The organism is Acetobacterium paludosum, assembly GCF_008086595.1.
GTDB lineage: Bacteria > Bacillota > Clostridia > Eubacteriales > Eubacteriaceae > Acetobacterium > Acetobacterium paludosum.
Genome location: NZ_RXYA01000007.1, coordinates 157,771 through 179,628 on the forward strand (window position 1 = coordinate 157,771; position 21,858 = coordinate 179,628).

Below are 21,858 nucleotides of genomic sequence, written 5' to 3' on the forward strand. Positions count from 1 at the left end.
ATATCTGGTTAAATAAGCCAGATACCAATACCAAAAGCTTAACGCATGGATAGTATATCACATTTTGTCCTTTTTGTCACGAAACTTACATTTCGCGACATAATATTTCAACCTTTTTACCAAAAAATAAGCTCACAAGAACTTTAACAATTGTGCTAAAATTCTTGTGAGCTTTGCATTTCTTTTATTCTGTTCTCTCTCGCACATAGAAACGAATCGGTGTACCAAAGAAATCAAAGGTTTCTCTTAATTTATTTTCTAAATAGCGTTGATAAGAAAAATGCATTAATGTTGGGTCATTAACGAAAACAATAAAGGTTGGAGGGTTGATGGCTACCTGTGATGCATAGAATAGTTTTAATCTTCGGCCATGTTTTGATGGCGGCTGTTTCATTAATGTGAATTCGGCCATCGCCTCATTGATTTTTCCGGTAGTAATACGTTTTGCGCTTTGTGCTTTTACAAATTCTATGGTTTCAAATATTTTACCTAATCGCTGACCTGTTTTCGCAGAAATAAAAATAATGGGGGCGTAATCCATAAATGAAAGTGCATCACGAATATCCCCTTCCATTTTTTTCATAGTTTTATTATCTTTTTCTACGGTATCCCATTTATTAACGATAACAACGGATGGAATCCCTCGATTATGAGCAATACCTGCAATTTTGGCATCCTGTTCGGTCACACCTTGGGAAGCATCAATGAGCATAAGAACCACTTGACTTCTTTCCACTGCAGCAATAGCGCGAACAATGCTGTAACGTTCGATATCTTCATATATTTTTTTCTTGCGTCTCAAACCCGCGGTATCAATCAAAACATAATCCTGGCCGTCATAACGTACACTTGTGTCAACTGCATCCCTTGTAGTTCCGGGAATATCACTGACAATCAATCGATCCTGCCCTAAAACTTTATTAATCAGAGTCGACTTCCCTACATTTGGTTTTCCTACTACAGCGATCCTTAACCGATCATCGATTTCTTCTTCATCATTATAATAACGACTGATTCGGTTGATTATTTCATCTAAGAAATCTCCTAATCCAAGTCCCTGTTCGGCAGAAATAGCGATGGGCTCTCCAATTCCAAGATTATAGAATTCAAAAGCGTTGTTTTCGAGATTAAGGCTATCAATTTTATTAACTGCAAGTAATACATTTTTCTCGTGTTTTCTGATCATCGTTGCAACTTCTAAATCTGATGCAGTCATTCCTTCACGGCCATCAACCATTAAAATGATCAGATCTGCCATATCAATGGCAATTTCAGCTTGAAGTCTCATTTGCAGAAAAATATCATCCTTGGTATGGGGCTCTATACCACCAGTATCAATGAGTGTAAAATGATGATTTTGCCATTCAGCATCGGCAATGATACGATCTCTGGTAACACCGGGAGTATCCTCCACAATGGCTATTCTTTCTCCAACTAATTTATTAAACAGGGTCGATTTTCCAACATTTGGACGTCCAACCACTGCTACGATAGGTTTTGACATAATTATATTTCCTCACTTAATTTATACTAGTATCAGCTATTATAATTGTTAACAATTCTTACATGTACTTTACTAGTTTATTTGCATTATCATTTTTTATATTTAATTATCTATTTAATATTTTAATCAGGCTTTCTCCATCAACAGGCACTCCTGCAACTTTAACACCAAGAGTTTCAGTAAGTTCTTTTAGTGTCCAATCATCCAGTAGGACTTGAGTGCCCTGTCGAAGTGCATTTTCCGGAATTAGCAGTAAATCTCTTTCATTTTCAGATAGTTTAGGTTTGATTTGTTCAACAATATCTTTGCCTGTTATTAAACCAGAAACGGTAATGGCATCGCCAAAAAAATTATTATTTATAGGATAAACAATCACATCAAGTTTGGGCATCACTTTTTTTAGGTCATTCATCAGATTAGTCATAAAAGTATTAGCAAGGCGGCCGGTAATAATGCCAATTTTATGATGCACAGTATCTGATAAAGGTGCTAATATAATGGAATCGTTGCTATAGTCATTTTCATAATTTTCTGCTGCGCTTTCAAGGCTCTCCTTAAAATCAGCCATCATCCCTACCCCATTTTCAATTTGGGGGAACCCATTGTAGTATGAAGCTTCTGGTACGGGGAGATCTGCTAAAAGAAAAAATTCATCACTGGGATAAACAAAACCATCGCCATGTCTTTCTTTCATCTCCAGATGGACTTTATTGATAATATCCAGTGTTTTTAACGCCTGTTCCTGATTAAAGACACATAATTCAGCCAAACCTTGTCGATGCCTGGAAAGCCCTACTGGCACAACAGAGACAGATTGTAGGACAGGATAAAATGACTTCAAATCCTCCAGAGTATTTTTAAGTTCCTTACCATCATTATAACCAGGAACCAAAACAATTTGCCCATTCATTTGAATATGATTGGCCCGAAATTTTTCAAGATAAAACATCACATCCCCGGCAAACCGATTATTGAGCATCTTGCAGCGAAGCTCAGAATTTGTGGTGTGTATGGATAAATTCATTGGCATAATTCGGTATCGGATGATGCGATTAAGTTCATCCGTAGTAAGATTTGTCATAGTGATATAATTTCCTGTCAAAAAAGACAATCGCTCGTCATCATCTTTCACATAAAGACTTTCACGCATACCTGTTGGTAATTGATCAATGAAGCAAAAGATACAGTTGTTTTTGCATGTTTTGGTTTCAAGCATTTCCTCGGGAAATTCAATGCCTAAATCCGCTTCAAAATCTTTTTCAATATCCAGCTCCCAGATCTCACCATCTGGCTTTTCGATTTCCACAACCAGTGTTTCATCCGCTATTAAATAGCGATAATCCAGCACATCCGTCACAGGCATGCCATTTATTGAAAGCAGAAGATCTCCGGCTTCTACTTCCATTTCTTTCAATATACTATTATTCTGTACGCCCTCAATTATAAACTTTTTCAATCCATCTCACTTATTTCTTTACAATTTAAAAACTGCCAGCAAAACTAGTCGGCAGTTCTTCTTATCTATTATATATTATTTTCTGAAAAAAAAATACCTATTTAAGAATATTTCAGCCCATAAATGCATAATTTTCAATTTATTTAAACTAATTGCGATATAATATTAAGCAAAAAATGCCGCCTTCCCGAATTTAGCAAGTAATGTGGATATTATATATAACCCTGGTCTTTTAGATTCGCAGCTTCAATCTTTCGATGCTGCTATTTTTTCCCAACTGGGCACGCCACCATGCAAAGCCCACACACCGCTCCCCTGCCGATGTGTTGAAATACATCTTTCATATACTGACTGCATCTAAATGCATCATAAAGTTCATTTCTGGGAGTTCCCAGTTTCCAAAGCCGTCCTTCAATGGCCATAGCCGGACAGACTGTCACACAGGAGCGGCAGGAACCGCAGGAGCTCTGAGTTACCGGAATGCCGACCTGAAAAGGCGCATTGGTTAACACCGTCCCCATCCGCACACGAGGACCATAGTTTTCATGAATAAACAAGGCACTCCGGCCAATCCACCCGAGCCCTGATAAGACCGCCCCGGTTTTATGCTGGAAAGCACCCGTAAATGCATCGTCTGGATCACTTACTGATTGAGAAGCCGGAATAGCAATACTTGGATATCCCTGTTCTTCTAAAAATAACGAGATCCGCAAACTAATCTGATCAATGAGTCGATTAACACTTCGATAATGACTAAAATAAGTCTGTGTGGGCTCATCCTCAATTTGGTTCAAAATACCCTCTGAGAGTCTTACAATAATCGTAATACCATAAATAAATCCCATCCGTTTATTCTCTGGCAGAATTGTAATATCTGAAAAGCCAAGTTGGGTAGCCCCTAAAGATTTACCAAGCGTTGTAATCGAATCGTTAAAGTTATTATCGTCCTTTATTAATTCTTTCATAGTCACCTTCATGAAAATAAAATATTTTCTTTCTCGTTTTCCGCTCTTTTTTAAATAGTAATAGCCAAATATCCCTCTTAATATGTTACAATGATAATATCAAAAGCAAAGGTGGTGGTGTGGATGCTCTTTAATTCTGAACAACAGGCTGAGGATAAACTTATAATACTGTATGCACTAAAAAAAATAAAAACATCCTTGACCCGTGAACAAGTTGCTCTCATCGTAATTGAGAACTTGCAAATTAGCTATTTTGATATTCAATTATATATTGATGATTTGATAAAAGATGAATTTCTTTCGACATTGGAATATGATGGAAAGTCTGTGCTTAGCCTTACACCCATGGGCAAAGAAACCCTTAATGTTTTTCATGATAAAATTCCAATATACATCACGGATATGATCGATCTTTACCTTAGAGAAAACAGAGAAAAGATTTTTAAAGAAGTAAAGGTCACCGCAAATTATCAAAAAAAGGGAGATTCTGATTTTATCGTTGAACTAAAGCTTCACGAAAATAATATTGTTTTAATGGAAATCTCTCTTAATGCACCTACTCTGAAGCTGGCTTTAGATATTTGTAATCGTTGGAAAGAAAACACTCAAGAACTTTATACATCCGTACTAAAAGCTCTAACCTGATCATCATTTACTGTCTGTAACTAAAGAACCCTTTTTGTTATCATTTGGTCAATAGAAAGGGTTCTTAATTTGTCTGTTTTTAGAAGAATTTCTTTCGAATGATTCGTCCAATTAACTTTGTGAATTCAACCACAATAATTGGTGAAAGTGTACCGATAAAAACAATGAACCACTGTGTTGCACTCATACTAACAACGTCAAAAATAAGTTGAAAAGTTGGAATTAACAATATGGTTAATTCCAAGGCACAGGATATTCCCAAGGCACCCCATAAATATTGATTCGTAAATAATCTTGCTGAAAACAAAGATTTTTTTTGAGAACGCACATTAAGAGCATGTGCTAATTGAGAAAATCCCAGCACAGCAAAACACATGGTTCTAGCCACTTCAACACCAAAATTAACAAACCCAATCTGATATACTGTCAAAGTGATCGCTGCAAGTACAATTCCCTGAAAAATAATGCGTCCGCCCAAACCATGGGCAAAAATGCTTTCCTTGGGACTCCGCGGTCTTTCTTTCATTAGCTCAGCGCTGTTTTTTTCCACTCCCAGAGCGAGAGCCGGTAAACTATCCGTTATGAGGTTAATCCATAAAATATGAAGGGGGAGTAAAGGCTGTAACCATCCAATTATCGTGGCAATAAGCAGAATTAAAATCTCGGCAATATTGCAGGATAGCAGGAAATGAACCGCCTTTTTTATATTGGAGTAGATGCCACGGCCTTCTTCGACTGCCGATACAATTGTCGAAAAATTGTCATCCGTCAAAATTATATCTGCCGCCTCTTTTGAAACGTCAGTTCCTATGATCCCCATGGCACAGCCAATGTTTGCCTTTTTCAGGGCAGGAGCATCATTGACTCCATCTCCGGTCATTGCAACGACACGTCCTTTTTTTTGCCATGCATCCACAATACGCACCTTATGTTCCGGCGCAACCCGAGCAAAGACTGCAATATTATCAATTTGATCATGCAATTCTTTATCACTCATTTTTGAGAGTTCTTCACCAGTATAAGCTAAACTCTTTTTTTCGAAAATGTCGAGTTGTTTTGCAATGGCAACCGCCGTATTCTTATGATCGCCGGTGATCATTACTGTTTTTATACCAGCTATTTTACAGATTTTAATCGATTCTTTTACTTCAGCTCTTGGTGGATCAATCATTCCAGTCACGCCGCAGAAAATAAGATCCTGTTCTAAATTTTCAACGGATACTTCTGGCATGGCATCAAAGTGCTTATACCCATAGGCAATGATACGATAAGCATCGTCAGAAAGGATATTGTTTTTTTTATTGATATCATTTATATTTTCTTCACTCATTAAAACAATTTGATTCTTTGAAAAGTAATATTTCGCACAATTCAACATATGTTCTGGTGCACCTTTTGTAAAACTGTACCAAGTATCTCCGACTCGATGAACAGTCGTCATCATCTTCCGTTCAGAGTCAAAAGGCAGTTCCCCAACTCTAGGGAACTTTTCTATTTTGGCAGATTTGTCAAAATCTAGATTTGCAGCTAATGCGATCATTGCAACTTCGGTAGGATCACCAATTTCCTGAACGCCGTCTTTACCAGTAATAATAGAAGCATCATTGCAGAGCATTCCGATTTCTACAATCATTTTCTCAGGACCGTTCATGATCTTTTCTTTTAAATCAGAGACATTACTGATTTCACCATTAGCAACTAATTTTTCAATCGTGATTTTATTCTGGGTCAAAGTTCCCGTCTTATCTGAACAGATAACAGAGGCGCACCCTAAGGTTTCCACCGCATCCAATTTTCTAATGATCACATTTCTTGATACCAGCTTTTGAACTCCAATAGCTAAAACAACCGTAACAATTGCTGGCAAACCTTCAGGGATGGCTGCAACGGCAAGACTGACGGCAGTCATAAATAACAACAAAGGATCTCCGCCACGGATTAATCCAATCACAAATACGGCTGCGCAGGCGACAATCGTACCAATTGCAAGTATCTTTCCAAGTTCATCTAAACGTTTTTGAAGCGGAGTCAGAATAGTTTCTGTTCCCTGAATCATTCCAGCTATTTTTCCTATTTCCGACTTCATTCCAGTGGAGGTTACCATATATTTGCCTCGTCCATAGTTAACAAGACTGCTCATGAATACTAAATTTCTGCGATCTCCCAGAGGAGTTTCAGGATCAATAAGGTCAATCACCGCTTTATTAACGGGTACCGATTCTCCGGTTAAAGAGGATTCTTCAATTTTTAATGAAGCTACTTCAAGTAAGCGTCCGTCAGCAGGGACAAAATCGCCAACATCCAAATATACCACATCTCCAGGCACTAATTCTTCAGATTTAATGATTTCGCGCTTTCCATTTCTTAACACCTTGGCTTCCGGATTGGTCAATTTTTTCAAAGCTTCCATTGAAGTTTGTGCCTTATTTTCTTGGCTCGCACCGATAAAAGCGTTCATAATCACAATAATAATAATCAGGATTGCATCACTGATTTCACCCATCACGCCTGAAATAATGGCTGCAGCTAAAAGAACGAGAATTAAAATATTTTTAAATTGTAAAAGGAACATCGCCGCGAACGAAGTCTTCTTTGCTTTAATTAGTTTGTTTTTTCCATAAACTCCAATACGTTCTGAAACTTCTTCAGTACTTAACCCTACCAGAGGATCAACTTCGAAAATATTTTCAAGTTCTGATTGTTTATATAAAAAGCTTGCTTTTATTTTCAATAAAATTCCTCCTTTCTATTCATATTATATAAAAAGACCTTTATTTCAAAATATTTGTAAGTCTACAAAATCATTTGAAATAAAGGTCTTACTCCAAGCTAGCCTGTTATCCAACTGGGGGAATCCCGGATTGACGGCTGGATAAATCCTTTCGGTGAGTTATTTCCCTTTAGGAAATTCATTCATATCCTAGCATTTTAGCATATTTACTTAATCAGTAAAAGTTTTTATTTGTTAAAATAATCCAATCGATCTAAAACTTTCTGGATGGTCTCCTGGTATTTACGCTGTTTTTCCCGTTCACCTGCGATTACTTTTTCTGGAGCTTTATCGGTAAACCCTTTGTTGGATAATTTTTTATTGACTCTTTCGATTTCTTGTTCAAGCTTCTTTTTCTCAGTCTCGAGACGTGTAATTTCTTTTTCCTTGTCCACAAGCTCATCCAAATTAATATAGAGTTCTAAATCTTCCACCGCAGCAGACACGTAATTGTCTTGAACATCTTCTTGAGTGATTGCAAGAACCGATGATACCGATGCCAGTTTCTGGAAATAATGAAGGGATAATTTCATTAACGCCAATCGTTCTTTATTTGCTGAGATCATGAACAACTGGGTCTTTTTAGAATTTGGCACATCCATTTCAGCCCGAATATTTCGGATGCTCCGGATGGCTTCCATTAAGAACACCACTTCTTTTTCATCTTTTGCGAAAACATAGGCTTCATTAAAATGAGGCCATTTTGCAACCATGATATCACCAGTCGTTCCTGGCAAATAACTGTTTATTTCTTCAGTGATAAAAGGTATGAATGGATGTAACAATCGAAGGATCGTATCCAAAACCACGCGTAATGTGTACTGTGCTGAAATTTTTGTTTTGTCTTCATCACCATATAGTCTTGGTTTCACTAATTCAATGTACCAATCACAATATTCATTCCATGCAAAATCATATATTTTTGAAGCAGCAATTCCCAATTCATATTTATCCATATTATGGTTTACTTCTTGAACAATGGTATTCATTCGGCTCAGAATCCATTTATCCGTATTTTCAAGATGTGCCAGGGCTATTTCGCTCTTATCCATAATGTCTTCATCCAGATTCATTAGAACAAATCGTGCCGCATTCCAAATTTTATTCAGAAAATTACGACTTGCTTCAACCTTTTCATCTTGCCATCTGATATCATTTCCTGAAGAGTTCCCAGTAATGATGGTGAAGCGAAGCGCGTCAGCACTGTAGGTTTCAATGAGTTCGAGAGGATCAATCCCATTTCCAAGAGATTTGCTCATTTTTCTCCCCTGAGAATCTCTCACCAACCCATGAATATAGACATCTTTAAAAGGTACTTCCCCCATTTCAAGAATACCCATAAAAATCATACGCGCTACCCAGAAGAAAATAATATCATAGCCGGTAACAAGCACTGAAGTTGGATAGAATTTTTTTAAGTCAGCTGTATTTTCCGGCCAGCCTAAAGTCGAGAATGGCCAAAGCCCGGAACTAAACCATGTATCCAAAACATCTTCATCCTGAGTAATATGAGACATTCCGCATTTTGGGCAGATTGTGGGCGCTTCTTTAGCAACAATCGTCTCGCCACAATCACCGCAATAATAGGCTGGAATGCGATGCCCCCACCACAATTGACGCGAAATGCACCAGTCTCGGATGTTTTCCAACCAATTGTAATATATTTTACTGAAACGATCAGGAATAAATTCGGTTTCCCTGTTTCTGACAGCATCCAGTGCTGGCTGTGCAAGAGGTTCCATTTTCACAAACCACTGCTCTGAAGTCAGAGTTTCTACCGTGGTACCACAGCGATAGCATTCTCCGACATTGTGCTGATGATCTTCAATCTTTTCTAGAAGCCCGAGGTCTTCCAGATCTTTTACGACTGCTACGCGGCAGTCGTAACGATCCATGTCCTGATATTTTCCGGCAAGTTCATTCATCGTTCCATCATCATTGATTACACGAATTTGCTCTAAATTATGTCGAAGGCCTACTTCATAGTCATTTGGATCGTGGGCTGGGGTCATCTTAACCGCACCAGTACCGAAATTCATATCCACGTAATCGTCTGCCACAATGGGAATTTCTTTATTTAACAGCGGTAAGATGACGTTTTTTCCAACCAGGTGACTATAACGTTCATCCTCAGGATTAACAGCGACGCCACTATCTCCCAACATTGTTTCAGGACGGGTAGTGGCAACGACCAAATATCCTTCTCCATCGGCCAATGGGTACTGTATGTGCCAGAGATGACCTTGTTGTTCAGCGTACTCGACTTCTGCTTCAGATAAGGCCGTCTTACAGGTTGGGCACCAGTTGATGATCCGGCTGCCTTTATAAATCAAACCTTTTTCATAAAGATTGACAAAAGCTTCATTGACTGCATGACTGCATCCTTCATCCATTGTAAACCGTTCACGGCTCCAATCACAGGAGGCTCCCAGTTTTTTCAACTGATCCGTGATCCGGGTTTTGTAGGTCATTGCCCAATCCCAGGCACGTTCTAAATAGGCTTCTCTGCCAATATCCTGTTTAGTTTTGCCTTCTTCTTCACGAAGTTTATCCACCACTTTAACTTCTGTAGCAATGCTAGCATGATCTGTTCCCGGCAACCACAATGCGGAATAACCATCCATACGTTTATATCGGACTAGAACATCCTGAAGGGTTCCATCAAATGCATGACCCATATGGAGTTGTCCGGTAATATTTGGAGGCGGCATAACAATTGTAAATGGTTCTCCGTCCGGATTCACCTCTGGCTTAAAATATCCTTTTTCCTGCCAGTATGCATAAGTTTTATCTTCAACTTCTTTGGGATTATATGTTTTTGACATTTCTTTCTTCATTTTTTCACCTGCTGATCTTTTATGGTCTTTATTGTGCAATTAAACTTTGACATAGCTCAATGGTTTTACTCATGGAGCGTTTTTGTGCTTCTTCTGACATATTCTCCGACATGCGCTTAATAATATATTTATTTTCAAATAAAAAGTCAACCATTGAGGTTAAATCCTTAATCTTATCAACCTTAATCGCCATACCGCCATCAACCAGGTAATCCGCATTTTCTTCTTCTTGTCCTGGATAGTAAAAAGGAATAATCATGGGAATATTCTTTACAATGGCCTCAGTTGTCGTCAGTCCACCGGGTTTTGAAATGATGGCATCAGATTGATCCATAAGTTCTGATACGTTATTGACGAAACCGTGAACTTCTACAATTTTATTTTGGTCGGTCTCTCGGCTAGTGAGACTTCGAATTTCTTTTTCAATTTTGGCATTATTTCCACAAACAACAATAATGCGGATTTTCTCTTTGACCTTCAGCAAAGCAGAAAAGGCTTTTTCCATTTGTTTACTGCCTAAGCTGCCAGCCATCAATAAAATGGTCCCGACAACATCTGCGGCTTCCTTTTTATTAAGATGATTATTTTCCAAAAATGTTTGTCGAACAGGAATTCCGTAAGGAAAAATTATTTTTTCATCTACCCCTTTTTCCACCATGGTTTGCTTTGTATAATCACTGCCCACCACATAGGCGTCAATCATTTTCTTTAAATAAATGGTATGAATCTTATAATCGGTAACAATCGACAGCACGGGTACATCAAAAGCACCATGTTCTTTGAGTGTGCCCAAAACATTAGTTACAAACGGATGGGTTGTTATGATCAGATCCGGCTTGCCGGATTTAATTAAAGGAACAATATCTGGGTTCATGATCTTTGTGAGAACTTGGAATATCCCCTGCTGAAAGCGATTCATATTGTTAAACTGATTGTACATTTGCTCATAAAGCTTTGGTATATTCACCACCATCTGCTGATAGCCTTTGGTTATCAGTCGATCAAGAGCTACATTTATTTCCTTAAAAGCATCATAAACTTCTGTCTGATAACCGACCTCATCAAGGGATTCTTTTAAAGACTGAGCTGCCAAATTGTGACCGGCGCCCGTGGATGCTGTGAAAATAAACACCTTTGCCATATTCAACCTAGTCTTCAAATTCTTTCGTAAATTTGTAGTTAACCCGTTTCAATCTACCGCCAATGGCTTTTTCTCTTCTTCTTTCACCAAAATAAAATCCACTAAAAACCATTAACATACCGGCCATAACAACAGAAATTCCAACAAATATTTTTTTAAACATAGTCGCCCTCCATTCTAAATCTTAATTCACTAAATTATCTTTTACATCACTCAAAAAAATGGTTCCAACTTCTTTTCCATCAAGAATATCGTATAATATACTGCAAACATCTCCCGATGCAATGACCACATCAATTCCACAGTCGGTAGCATATTTTGCTGCACCAAGCTTCGTGATCATTCCGCCCGTCCCCAAATCTGATCCAGAATTTCCAGCACTTTTCATAATATTATTGTCAATCTTCAAAACCGTTTTAATAAGACTGGCTTCTTTATTCACCGATGGATTATCATCATATAAACCGTCAACATCAGATAAAATGACTAAAAGATCAGATCCCACTATATCAGCGGTCATTGCTGATAAAATGTCATTATCCCCAAAACATTCCTCTTGAATCTCATCAGTAGCAATACAATCATTTTCATTAACTATTGGAATAATGCCGCGTTCAATAAGAGCACTAAAAGTATTCATGGCATTATTTCGTTTAATTGAATGTTTAAATACATCTTTTGTTAATAAAATTTGTCCCACATTTTGATGGTATTGATCAAAGAATTTATGATAAATCTGCATGAGTAATCCTTGTCCAACGGATGCAGCTGCCTGTTTATCTTTAAGTGTCCTGGGACGTTCCTTCATACCCATCCGATTCATTCCTGCTCCAATAGCACCTGATGATACCAGAACTATTTTCTTTCCACTGTTTTCGAGATCGGTCAATACTCGCGCAAGGCTGTCGAGCTTCTTAAAATCAAGGGTTCCATTTGAATGGGTTATTGAAGTTGTTCCCATTTTAACAACGATCGTTGTTGCTTCTTTAATTTTTTCTCGCATTAAAATCTCCTAAGTAATACATCTTAGTTAATTATTATACCAAACAAATATCAAACAGCAAATCTTTTTTGTTCTCAACTACATCCTGTGGTGGTTCCGCAATCCAAACAGATTTTACAAGTTCCATTACGCATCATACGATCGCTTCCGCAGCTGCTACAGGTTTCTCCATATAAAACCTCTCCGTTTGATCCTTTATTATACTCTAAATCTGGACTTTCTTCACCGGGAATACTATGAACAAGATTTGTTTTGCTCATAACGGTGAAATTTTTAGGTTTAACCTGACAATTTGAAAAATCGCCATGTTCTATGTCAATAACTTTACTGATGAGGTCAGAAATTGATGAAGCAAATTTAATATAGGGATGCCGAGATACAAAACCTGATGGTTCATATTTTTGGCCCCGAAGCATTTTTGATATCTGATCGGGTGGGATATGGTATTGAAGCATATTTGATATGGATTTAGAAAGGGATGCAAGCAATCCTTTTACAACTGTACCTTCTTTATCTGTGGATACAAAGATTTCTGCGATACCACCATCTTCGTAAAACCCGATCGTGATATACAGCTCAATATCACCTATTTTTGCGGCATGTGTTCGACTTAAACGCATGCCATCCGGGCGGACGCGATTTAATGCTTTTGTTGACCCCTCTTTTACAAGCGCTAATAATTCATCATAGTTATAATCTTCAAGGGCCTTTTCCTGATAGTCATCCATACCAGAACTTAGTGGCTGTGAAGCTTTGCACGCGTCACGATAAACAGCAATTGCCTTTGTGCCAGTACGGTATGCTAGCAAATGGATGTCTTCTACATCTTTTATCGTTGCATCATGAGGAAGATTAACCGTTTTTGAGACTGATCCACTTATCATTGGTGTTATTGCAGAGACCATCAAAACATGTCCCATTGGAGAAATTGTATTGGCTGTATCAAAAACAGGTAAGTGCTCAGGTTTTATATGAGGCGCACCGCTTACTCCCTCATGTAGGAAATATCCTCTATCATCTTTTTCCAGTAAATAGGTTAAAATATTTCTAATTTCCTGGTCATTATATCCTAAATTATAAAGCGCCATTTCCATTACCGGGTTCACTATCTCCATGGATCCCCCACCGATGAGTTTTTTGAAAACAACATGATTGTAAAAAGGTTCCACAGAGGTTGCGCCACAATCCATAGCAAAAGAAATCGTCCCCGTTGGTGCGATAGCTGATACCTGCGCATTACGATATCCATAGGCTTCACCCGCTTCATCAGCTAGTTTCCATACATGCTTCAACTGTGTTCCGATATCCTTAAACCCGATCTTTTGTAAAATTTGATGATTGATTTTTATAGGCTCGTAATGAAGTTCCTCATAGCCATCTGTTCGGGCCCCGGCAACCCGGCTATGGTTTCGGATAACGCGTTTCATATATTTTTCATTGATTTTATATTTCGGGAAAGCACCAATCTTTCCCGCCATTAACCCAGAAACGTAATATGAAACACCCGTCATTAATCCGGTGATACTTGCAATTAAAGTACGGCCTTCTGGAGAATCATAAGGATAACCTAAAGCAAGAAGTAAAGACGCCGCATTGGCAATACCTAAACCGGTTGTTCTAAATAAATAACTTCTTCTGGCAACATCCTTTGTTGGAAATTGCCCCTTAAAAATAGAAGCTTCAAGAGCACATTGGATTAATCCGACTAAATGATTATAGCTCTCGGTTGCAAAACTACTATCTTCTGGATTATAGAAACGGAAAATATTAATGGATGCCAGATTACAGGCTGTATCATCCAAAAATGCGTATTCAGAACAGGGATTTGTTGCATTAATACGGTTGGCTTTTTCACCAAACATCCCATCTTCACCACCTGGGCATGTATGCCAATCATTAAAACGATCGTCAAATTGAATTCCAGGGTCGGCACATTCCCAAGTAGCTTGATTAAGTTTATTCCATAATTCTTGCACCGGTACTTCTCGATCAACACTGCTATCAATTCGGCCTTTTAACTTAATCCTATGATCTGGCTCGTTTTTTAAATTTAAAACAGCCTTCATAAATTCTGCATTTAATCGAACTGAGTTGTTGCTGTTTTGACCACTGACTGTTTGATAGGCTTCGCCATCCATTGATAGATCATATCCCATTTTACCCAGTGCTCTTGCTTTGTGTTCCTCTTTAACTTTCCAGTTAATAAAATTGTCAATTTCGGGATGATCAATGTCAACGATGACCATTTTAGCTGCCCGCCTTGTTGTTCCCCCTGATTTGATTGCCCCTGCGTTGCGGTCTAATCCCTGAAGAAAACTCATCATTCCTGATGATTGTCCACCGCTTGTAAGTCCCTCATTAGCAGCGCGGAGATTGGAAAAGTTTGTTCCAACACCAGAACCACCTTTAAATAATTTTGTTTCGCTCACATAGTGATCAGAAATCGAGTGTTCTCCAAGCAATCGGTCCTGTATTGACAAAATAAAACAAGCACTTGATTGAGTCCGTGTATAACGATCTTCAGATTCCACTACCTGTCCGGTTTTCTCATCGTAGTAATAAAGATCATCTTTCGATCCGCAAATTTGATAGTTTCTCATAAGACCAGTATTAAACCACTGCGGTGAGTTTGGAGCCCACATTTGCATTAAAAGACCATAAACAAGCTCGTCATAGCAAATTTGCCACTCCTCATCGGTTTCAATAATTCCTTCTTCTTGTAGTGCATCGGTCCAAAAGCCTACCATTCGGTCAGCAACTTCCCGCATACTATGTTCATATCCTAAGTGATTAGGAATACCTTTTCTTCTAAAATACTTGGTGGCAATAATATTACAAGCATTTTGAGAGTAATTTTCTGGAAACTCCAGATCTTTCATTTCATAAATTGTTTCGCCGTTTTTGTAATTCTTTAGTATAACATCCACTGTCTGCCATTGAAATAGATCATACACGGTTGTGTCAGAGTTTTCTAATTCTTTAGTAAATACACGCTTAAAAAGCTGATTAAGTTCTATCAATTTATCATTCCTCCTAGAATAAAATACATGATGTAGTGTAACTTTATCATTATAACTGTACATATAGTGTTTATCAATGTATTTATTATGTATTTTCGAGGCCACAAAGAAAAGGCCCTTTACAGAGCCTTTTCTTTGTGCGTCCTTGTCAATGTTTCATTGACTCATTTTATTAAAAGTGCATTATTATTCTTTTTTCTTTATTTTTACTTTTTGCCCAAGTTTGCTTTCTCTTCCCTGAATAATTCGCCCGATATTTTTTCGATGCTGGAATAAACTAAACAGACATAATACAAAAGCAAAAACAACTTCAGTGACAGTTCGCCCCGAAAGAAGAGCAAAGATAGGCAGCATGGTCATCCCTACCATCGAAGCCAAAGAAACCATTTTCCATATTGCTAATACAATGAGACCAATCATAATGGCAATAATAGCCACTTCCCAATCTAAAGTCAGAAATACACCTAATGAAGTCGCCGTTCCTTTGCCGCCACGAAATTGAAGAAATGCTGGCCAGTTATGTCCAGCTACAACTGCAATTCCTCCGATAACAAGAAAAATGCCATTATAAACATCACCAAGACCCAAGAGGTATCTTCCAACAATAATTACCAAACAGCCCTTGAATGCATCAAGAAGAAAAACCGGTATTGCAAATTTTTTTCCCATTACACGAAGCACATTTGTTGTGCCCGCATTGCCACTCCCATAATCACGCACATCTTCATTTTTGAAAAATTTCACCAGAATATAAGCAAAATTCAGGTTTCCTAACAAATAGGCTGCGATAATAAAAACAAGACCAATAATAATTGACATTTCCCTACCCCTTTAACACATTAAATTTAATCTATTTTGACTCGTTCAATAAGTGTTGATAGTTTTTCCAGAACACCGTCGTAGTTTTCTTTTTGATGGGGATAATTACAATTGCTGCAGTTTTTTATACCTTTATCTGTAAAAACAAAGTTGCCTCTGCAATCCTTTCCCAACGCATATAAAGGACAATAACAAAACAGGCAATTAAATTTACTGATATCATCAGCTTTATGACACGGGAAATATTCACACGAAGTATGTTGAAAAAACTTGAAGTTTTTCTTGGTTGTATCCATTTTAAGCAGCATCCATTCCCGCATGAAGAGCTTTTATATTAATATCAATGAATTTTTCTTTAACATTTTTGGAAATGATTGATTCCCAATCTATTTCTGTCAAACCCATTAATTTGATAACAGATCCTAAAAGAATGACGTTCGTCACTTTATTATTTCCTAGCGCTTCAGCCATTTTAGATGCTGACATCACTCTACAATCGATCTTACTCTTTATTTCTTCCAAAATACCTTCAGGATAAGCATTCGTTCCAATAACAACAGAAAGTGGCGAAATCTCAGTATCATTAACAACCATTTTTCCTTTTGGTTTCAGATATTCCATTGATCGGAGTCCTTCTAATTTTTCAAAGGCAACAATAATATCCGCACTGCCAATTTCGATAACAGGAGACTGAACATTATCACCATAGCGTACCAATGAAGAAACTGAACCTCCACGTTGGCTCATACCATGAATTTCACTCATCTTAACATCAAAACCAGCTTCCATCAAGCCAGTAGTCAACAGCTTGGCAGCGGTAATAGTTCCCTGACCACCAACACCAACTAGTACAATATTCTTTGTTTCCATCTATCTTGCCTCCACTTCAATAGCTTGTTTAGGACAGATTTGAGCACAAACTCCGCAACCAACACAAGTCTCTTTTAGAATTCCAGATTTCTTATTAACGGTATCAAAGGCCAAAGCTGGGCAGCCAGACTTTAAGCATTTTTTGCATCCGACGCATTTTTCGACATCTACTGTACAGAAATTTTTAAATGCACTTGGAAATTCATCTTTATCTAAATTAGAAAGTTTTTTTAGCACACATGGCCAACGTGTGATGATAACCGCTGGTCCTTCAACATTGAGACCCCATTCGATAGCATCGTTCATCATCTCAAGATTATTAGGGTCGATAGAAATTAGCTCTTTTACCCCACAAGCTTTAACCATTGCCTCAATATCAATAATTGGAGCTTCTTCACCCTTTAAGTCAAAACCAGTACCAGGGTTTTGCTGATGTCCTGTCATTCCGGTTATACGATTGTCTAAAATAATGGTCAGGGTATTGCTTTTATTATAGACGACATTCATCAGACTGGTAATACCGGAGTGGAAGAATGTTGAATCTCCTAAAATAGAAACAACTTTTTTTGAATAATCTCCTTTTATGTCAAAAGCCTTTTGAACGCCATGCCCACCACTAATACTTGCGCCCATGCAAATCATGGCATCTGTTGCATTATATGGTGGCATTAGCCCAAGGGAATAACAACCAATATCGCTAAAGATCATCAGATCTTTTCGACGTCCCAATTCATAGAAGGCACCACGATGAGGACATCCTGCACAGAACGCTGGTGGTCTGGGTAAAATCATTTCCGGATTCGGCTGAATGGTTGAAACTTCTTCATTTAATAATGCTTTACGTATTCGATCTGGAGTTAACTCACCCATAGTAGGTAGCTTTTCTTTTCCAATACAAGCGATACCAGCTGCTTTAATTTCTTTTTCCATAATTGGATCATTTTCTTCAAACACATAAATAGTTTTCTTGTTTTTAGCAAACTCTGCAATTTTTACCATCGGAAGAGGGTAAGTAAAACCAATTTTCAGATAAGAAGCTTTATCACCGTAAACTTCTTTTGCATAACGGAAGGCTACTCCTGAACCAATAATACCGATTTCAGATTTATTATCTTCGATATAATTAAATGGTGTCGTATTTGAATAAGTTTCTAGTTGTTTAAAATTATTTGCAAGTTTTACCTGCATTCCTTTTGCAAAGGCAGGTAAAGGACAATACTTTTTAATATCTTTTTCATAGGGTTTATCCGCAACTTCTTTTCTATCCTGACATTCAACGATAGATTTAGAGTGACAAACTCGCGTGGTCATTCTAAAAAGAACCGGCATATCATATTCTTCACTGACAGTATAAGCTTCTTTGATCATATCTTTTGCTTCCTGGCTGTCAGAAGGCTCGAACATGCAGACTTTAGCATGACGTGCATAATTACGATTGTCCTGTTCATTTTGGGATGAAAACATTCCTGGTTCATCAGCAGTAACCACTACCGCACCGGCATTAACACCTAGACAGGCAAATGTAAAAAGAGGATCAGCAGCTACATTAAGCCCAACATGCTTCATGGAGCAAAGGCTTCTCACTCCACCGATGCAAGCGCCTGCAGCAGCTTCTAGGGCTACCTTTTCATTAGGTGCCCACTCTGAGACTATTTCATCATAAGTAGCCACATTTTCCAATATTTCTGTACTAGGCGTTCCTGGGTAAGCTGTGGCATATTTCACTCCAGCTTCCCAGGCCCCTCTTGCGATGGCTTCATTTCCTGTTAATAATTTTTTCATTTCTTTTTTTCTGCTCCTCTCGTGTTTCATGACAATCACCCATATGTTGAGTTAAATATATACCCAGAGTGATAGAATTTAATTTGTTTTCATAAGAATCAGACCGAGAAGTTAAAATGATTGGCACACAAGCCCCCATTACTACTCCGGCTGATTCAGCATTACCCAGATGGGTCATGACCTTCAGTATTGCATTTCCCGTTTCAATGTTTGGGGCTAAAATCACATCAACATCTCCGGCAACTTCTGAAACATACCCTTTTATTTGAGCTGCTTTTTTTGATACCATCAAATCCATGGCTATAGGACCCTCAACAATAACATTTTCACCAAAATAATGTTTCTCAGATAATTCTTTAAGTGCAGCTGCATCTACAGTAGCTGGCATTTTAGGATTGACTTTTTCCTTAGCAGCCAAACATCCGATTTTCACCGGTTGAATTCCCAACAATTTGGCTAAAACAACGACATTTTCGATAATCCCCTTCTTTTTTTCTAAATCTGGGTCAATAATTATGCCACCATCAGATATCATCAAGAATTTATGATATGTTTTTAGTTTCATGATCATGATACTACTTAAAAGTCGTCCTATCGTTAAACCATTTGTTTTATTGATTACTGCTTTCAAAAAAATAGAGGTGTCGACCAGACCTTTCATAATAAAATCCGCTTCACCTTGATGTACTAATGACACTGCTTTATCACAGGCAGTAACTAAATCAACAATATCAATGATTTGCATATCACTTAGATCAATTTTTTTATCGGCACTAATCTTTAGAATTTCTTCCTGACTACCAACTAAGATTATCTTGATTAAATATCTTCCCTTTGCTGTTGAAAGTGCTTTAAGAAGCTCAGCTTCAGCAGCTAGTGCAACAACTAATGTAGGTTTTGAACCAAGTTTTACAGAATTAGTAATATCGCTAAAGTTATCGATCATTTTATTGCCCTCACATTTTCGTATGAATCATTATACACTAATTCAATCGTTTAATAAAGAAACAATTTTTTGAGTTGTTAAATTACTTTTCAAAAATAATGATCCTATCATATTAAAAAATGGTCTTCACAGTCTATTCTAGCACAGAATAGATCGAGAAGACCATGACTTTAATACAATTTTATTAACAATTCACATGAGTTTACTTTGTGAATTGCAATTATATTTTCAACTCTATTTATTTTCTCTCTGCTAAAGGTTCGTAGTCTCGTCGATCACAAACATTCATGTATGCAGGTCGAATAATTTTGCCGGCATTAATCAGTTCTTCCAATCGGTGAGCACTCCAACCGGAAATTCGGGCAATCGCAAATATCGGTGTGAAGAGTTCCAGCGGTAATCCTAACATACTATAAACAAAACCACTATAAAAATCAACGTTGGCACTAACGCCTTTATACATTTTTCTTTCATCCCTGATGACCTCTGGAGCTAAACGCTCTACCAACGAATAAAGATCAAATTCATCATGCATTCCTTTTTCTTCAGAGAGACTTTTAACAAAACCTCTGAGTACAGCGGCTCGCGGATCAGAAACGGAGTAGATTGCATGCCCCATTCCATAAATAAGTCCGGCTTTATCAAAAACTTTTTTATGAAGCAGATCTGCAAGATAACTCCGAACTTTGTTTTCATCGGTCCAATCGTCAATATTTTCCTTCATATCATTAAACATTTCAACAACTTTAATATTTGCGCCCCCATGCTTTGGCCCCTTTAACGAACCTAATGAAGCTGCAATAACAGAATAGGTATCTGTTCCAGATGATGACACAACATGAGTTGTAAAGGTAGAGTTATTACCTCCGCCATGCTCAGCATGAAGTACTAAAGCAATGTCAAGAATCCGAGCTTCTAGTTCAGTATATTTACAATCGGGTCTCAAAATATATAAAATGTTTTCCGCAGTTGAAAGCTCAGGCTGGGGTTGGTGAATAAAGAAACTTTGCCCATCATGATAATGACTGTAGGTTTGATAACCATAAACAGCCAACAAAGGAAATAGCGCAATCAGTTCCAGACATTGTCTTAAGACATTGGGAATGGTTACATCGTTGGCATTATCATCATAAGCAAACAAAGTTAATACACTTCTGGCTAAAGTATTCATCATATCCTGACTTGGTGCTTTCATGATAATATCACGTACAAAGTTAGTTGGTAAATTACGATAATTTCCAAGAAGCTTTGAAAAGTTTTGAAGTTCATTCTTTTTAGGAAGATCTCCAAATAATAAAAGGTAGGTTACCTCTTCAAATCCAAATCTCTTTTCTTTTACAAAACCATCAACAAGTTCTTCAATATTGATGCCGCGATAAAACAGCTCACCCTTTTGACCAATTTTTTTACCATTCTCATCAAAAAAATAGGCTATAATTTCAGAAATATCAGTTAAACCTGTTAATACACCATTTCCTTCTAAGTCCCGAAGGCCTCTATTGACCCGATATTTTGTATATAGTTCTGGCTGAATATAACTATTTTTTGTACATAACTCACTGTATTTAATAATCTCAGGGGTAATTTCCGAAAAAATACGATTCATCATCAATCTCCTCTTCTATACTTAATTTATTCTAATTATACCCTATAATCTTATATAGATAAAGCTAAAATATTATTATTTAATGTTTTATTTGAAAGTATTATTTTTGAAATCCACTTATTTCAGCTGTAAACAGTTGTATTTCATAGTTTATATTTTATTTTTGAAAGATTGCTTTTTATTCTTTCATTTTAGTTGAAACTTGTATTCTCAATTTCTCAATGATTATTAATTGCATTTTTCTTTTTATTTAATCTCTATTGTCCTTTTTAATTTAAAAAGACAAACTATATAAGATAAGGCCAACCTTTATCAGGTTGGCCTTCAGACTGAAGACAAAGGTCAGGGAAACCTGGCCTTTTTTAGTTTATTAGACTTTAGTCTGTTTCATTCGCATAGCGAATGAAACAATAAACCACCTGCTATGCGGGTGGTGGGTAAAAGGTTATACCCAAAAATCACCTTTCCAGATAAGATAGAGATGTTCAGGCTCT

At 37.4% G+C, this 21,858-nt stretch carries 16 protein-coding genes; 1 reads left to right on the forward strand and 15 read right to left on the reverse strand.

The window, feature by feature from the left end; genetic code table 11:
- Nucleotides 1–184: 184 nt before the first annotated feature.
- The 3 genes from der to FZC41_RS09215 all read right to left on the reverse strand — a co-directional run bounded on the left by der (nucleotide 185) and on the right by FZC41_RS09215 (nucleotide 3,925).
- The gene (der, locus tag FZC41_RS09205) at nucleotides 185–1,504 is read right to left on the reverse strand and encodes a ribosome biogenesis GTPase Der (RefSeq protein ID WP_148567109.1); all 1,320 of its coding nucleotides are present in this window, start codon (nucleotides 1,502–1,504) and stop codon (nucleotides 185–187) included.
- Nucleotides 1,505–1,610: 106 nt separating this feature from the next.
- Nucleotides 1,611–2,960 carry a DUF512 domain-containing protein gene (locus FZC41_RS09210; protein ID WP_243136684.1) on the reverse strand — a complete coding sequence of 450 codons (1,350 nt, stop codon included), beginning with the start codon at nucleotides 2,958–2,960 and terminating at the stop codon, nucleotides 1,611–1,613.
- A gap of 263 nt (nucleotides 2,961–3,223) precedes the next feature.
- Entirely contained in the window at nucleotides 3,224–3,925 is a 702-nt protein-coding gene (locus FZC41_RS09215; RefSeq protein ID WP_148567110.1) for a 4Fe-4S double cluster binding domain-containing protein, read from the reverse strand.
- A 123-nt stretch (nucleotides 3,926–4,048) separates the two neighbouring features.
- Here FZC41_RS09215 and FZC41_RS09220 point away from each other — a divergent pair, with 123 nt between their 5' ends.
- Nucleotides 4,049–4,570 (forward strand): DUF4364 family protein, encoded by a 522-nt coding sequence (locus FZC41_RS09220; protein WP_148567111.1) that lies wholly within the window; start codon nucleotides 4,049–4,051, stop codon nucleotides 4,568–4,570.
- Nucleotides 4,571–4,649: 79 nt separating this feature from the next.
- Here FZC41_RS09220 and FZC41_RS09225 read toward each other — a convergent pair whose 3' ends face one another.
- The 12 genes from FZC41_RS09225 to FZC41_RS09280 form a co-directional block, all read right to left on the reverse strand.
- Nucleotides 4,650–7,301, reverse strand: coding sequence for a cation-translocating P-type ATPase (locus FZC41_RS09225; RefSeq protein WP_207725071.1), 2,652 nt, complete (start codon nucleotides 7,299–7,301; stop codon nucleotides 4,650–4,652).
- A 227-nt stretch (nucleotides 7,302–7,528) separates the two neighbouring features.
- Complete coding sequence (locus FZC41_RS09230) at nucleotides 7,529–10,177, reverse strand: valine--tRNA ligase (protein ID WP_148567112.1); 2,649 nt, start codon at nucleotides 10,175–10,177, stop codon at nucleotides 7,529–7,531.
- 28 nt (nucleotides 10,178–10,205) lie between these two features.
- Entirely contained in the window at nucleotides 10,206–11,318 is a 1,113-nt protein-coding gene (locus FZC41_RS09235) for an MGDG synthase family glycosyltransferase (RefSeq protein WP_148567135.1), read from the reverse strand.
- Nucleotides 11,319–11,325: 7 nt separating this feature from the next.
- Nucleotides 11,326–11,481 (reverse strand): stress-responsive transcriptional regulator PspC, encoded by a 156-nt coding sequence (locus FZC41_RS09240; RefSeq protein ID WP_148567113.1) that lies wholly within the window; start codon nucleotides 11,479–11,481, stop codon nucleotides 11,326–11,328.
- 21 nt (nucleotides 11,482–11,502) lie between these two features.
- Nucleotides 11,503–12,321, reverse strand: coding sequence for a glutamate 5-kinase (proB, locus tag FZC41_RS09245; protein ID WP_148567114.1), 819 nt, complete (start codon nucleotides 12,319–12,321; stop codon nucleotides 11,503–11,505).
- A gap of 74 nt (nucleotides 12,322–12,395) precedes the next feature.
- The gene (locus FZC41_RS09250; protein WP_148567115.1) at nucleotides 12,396–15,341 is read right to left on the reverse strand and encodes a vitamin B12-dependent ribonucleotide reductase; all 2,946 of its coding nucleotides are present in this window, start codon (nucleotides 15,339–15,341) and stop codon (nucleotides 12,396–12,398) included.
- 186 nt (nucleotides 15,342–15,527) lie between these two features.
- Nucleotides 15,528–16,160: a glycerol-3-phosphate 1-O-acyltransferase PlsY gene (gene plsY / locus FZC41_RS09255; RefSeq protein ID WP_148567116.1), complete on the reverse strand. Its 633-nt coding sequence runs from the start codon at nucleotides 16,158–16,160 to the stop codon at nucleotides 15,528–15,530.
- Nucleotides 16,161–16,186: 26 nt separating this feature from the next.
- On the reverse strand, nucleotides 16,187–16,480 hold the full coding sequence (locus tag FZC41_RS09260; RefSeq protein ID WP_338000856.1) for a cysteine-rich small domain-containing protein: 294 nt from the start codon (nucleotides 16,478–16,480) through the stop codon (nucleotides 16,187–16,189).
- Nucleotides 16,458–17,030 (reverse strand): indolepyruvate oxidoreductase subunit beta, encoded by a 573-nt coding sequence (locus FZC41_RS09265; RefSeq protein WP_148567118.1) that lies wholly within the window; start codon nucleotides 17,028–17,030, stop codon nucleotides 16,458–16,460. Before FZC41_RS09265 ends, FZC41_RS09260 begins: the two co-directional genes overlap by 23 nt.
- Entirely contained in the window at nucleotides 17,031–18,812 is a 1,782-nt protein-coding gene (gene iorA / locus FZC41_RS09270; RefSeq protein ID WP_148567119.1) for an indolepyruvate ferredoxin oxidoreductase subunit alpha, read from the reverse strand.
- On the reverse strand, nucleotides 18,787–19,758 hold the full coding sequence (locus FZC41_RS09275) for a phosphate acyltransferase (RefSeq protein ID WP_148567120.1): 972 nt from the start codon (nucleotides 19,756–19,758) through the stop codon (nucleotides 18,787–18,789). Before FZC41_RS09275 ends, iorA begins: the two co-directional genes overlap by 26 nt.
- A 238-nt stretch (nucleotides 19,759–19,996) precedes the next feature.
- Complete coding sequence (locus FZC41_RS09280; RefSeq protein ID WP_148567121.1) at nucleotides 19,997–21,367, reverse strand: citrate/2-methylcitrate synthase; 1,371 nt, start codon at nucleotides 21,365–21,367, stop codon at nucleotides 19,997–19,999.
- Nucleotides 21,368–21,858 lie beyond the last annotated feature (491 nt).

Bases quoted from the DNA above. Each gene is read 5' to 3' on its own strand.
- iorA (WP_148567119.1), bottom strand. From the start codon at position 18,812: ATGAAAAAATTATTAACAGGAAATGAAGCCATCGCAAGAGGGGCCTGG.
- der (WP_148567109.1), bottom strand. From the start codon at position 1,504: ATGTCAAAACCTATCGTAGCAGTGGTTGGACGTCCAAATGTTGGAAAA.
- FZC41_RS09230 (WP_148567112.1), bottom strand. From the start codon at position 10,177: ATGAAGAAAGAAATGTCAAAAACATATAATCCCAAAGAAGTTGAAGAT.
- FZC41_RS09235 (WP_148567135.1), bottom strand. From the start codon at position 11,318: ATGGCAAAGGTGTTTATTTTCACAGCATCCACGGGCGCCGGTCACAAT.
- proB (WP_148567114.1), bottom strand. From the start codon at position 12,321: ATGCGAGAAAAAATTAAAGAAGCAACAACGATCGTTGTTAAAATGGGA.
- FZC41_RS09220 (WP_148567111.1), top strand. From the start codon at position 4,049: ATGCTCTTTAATTCTGAACAACAGGCTGAGGATAAACTTATAATACTG.
- FZC41_RS09265 (WP_148567118.1), bottom strand. From the start codon at position 17,030: ATGGAAACAAAGAATATTGTACTAGTTGGTGTTGGTGGTCAGGGAACT.
- FZC41_RS09275 (WP_148567120.1), bottom strand. From the start codon at position 19,758: ATGATCGATAACTTTAGCGATATTACTAATTCTGTAAAACTTGGTTCA.
- FZC41_RS09260 (WP_338000856.1), bottom strand. From the start codon at position 16,480: ATGCGGGAATGGATGCTGCTTAAAATGGATACAACCAAGAAAAACTTC.
- FZC41_RS09240 (WP_148567113.1), bottom strand. From the start codon at position 11,481: ATGTTTAAAAAAATATTTGTTGGAATTTCTGTTGTTATGGCCGGTATG.
- FZC41_RS09215 (WP_148567110.1), bottom strand. From the start codon at position 3,925: ATGAAAGAATTAATAAAGGACGATAATAACTTTAACGATTCGATTACA.
- plsY (WP_148567116.1), bottom strand. From the start codon at position 16,160: ATGTCAATTATTATTGGTCTTGTTTTTATTATCGCAGCCTATTTGTTA.
- FZC41_RS09280 (WP_148567121.1), bottom strand. From the start codon at position 21,367: ATGATGAATCGTATTTTTTCGGAAATTACCCCTGAGATTATTAAATAC.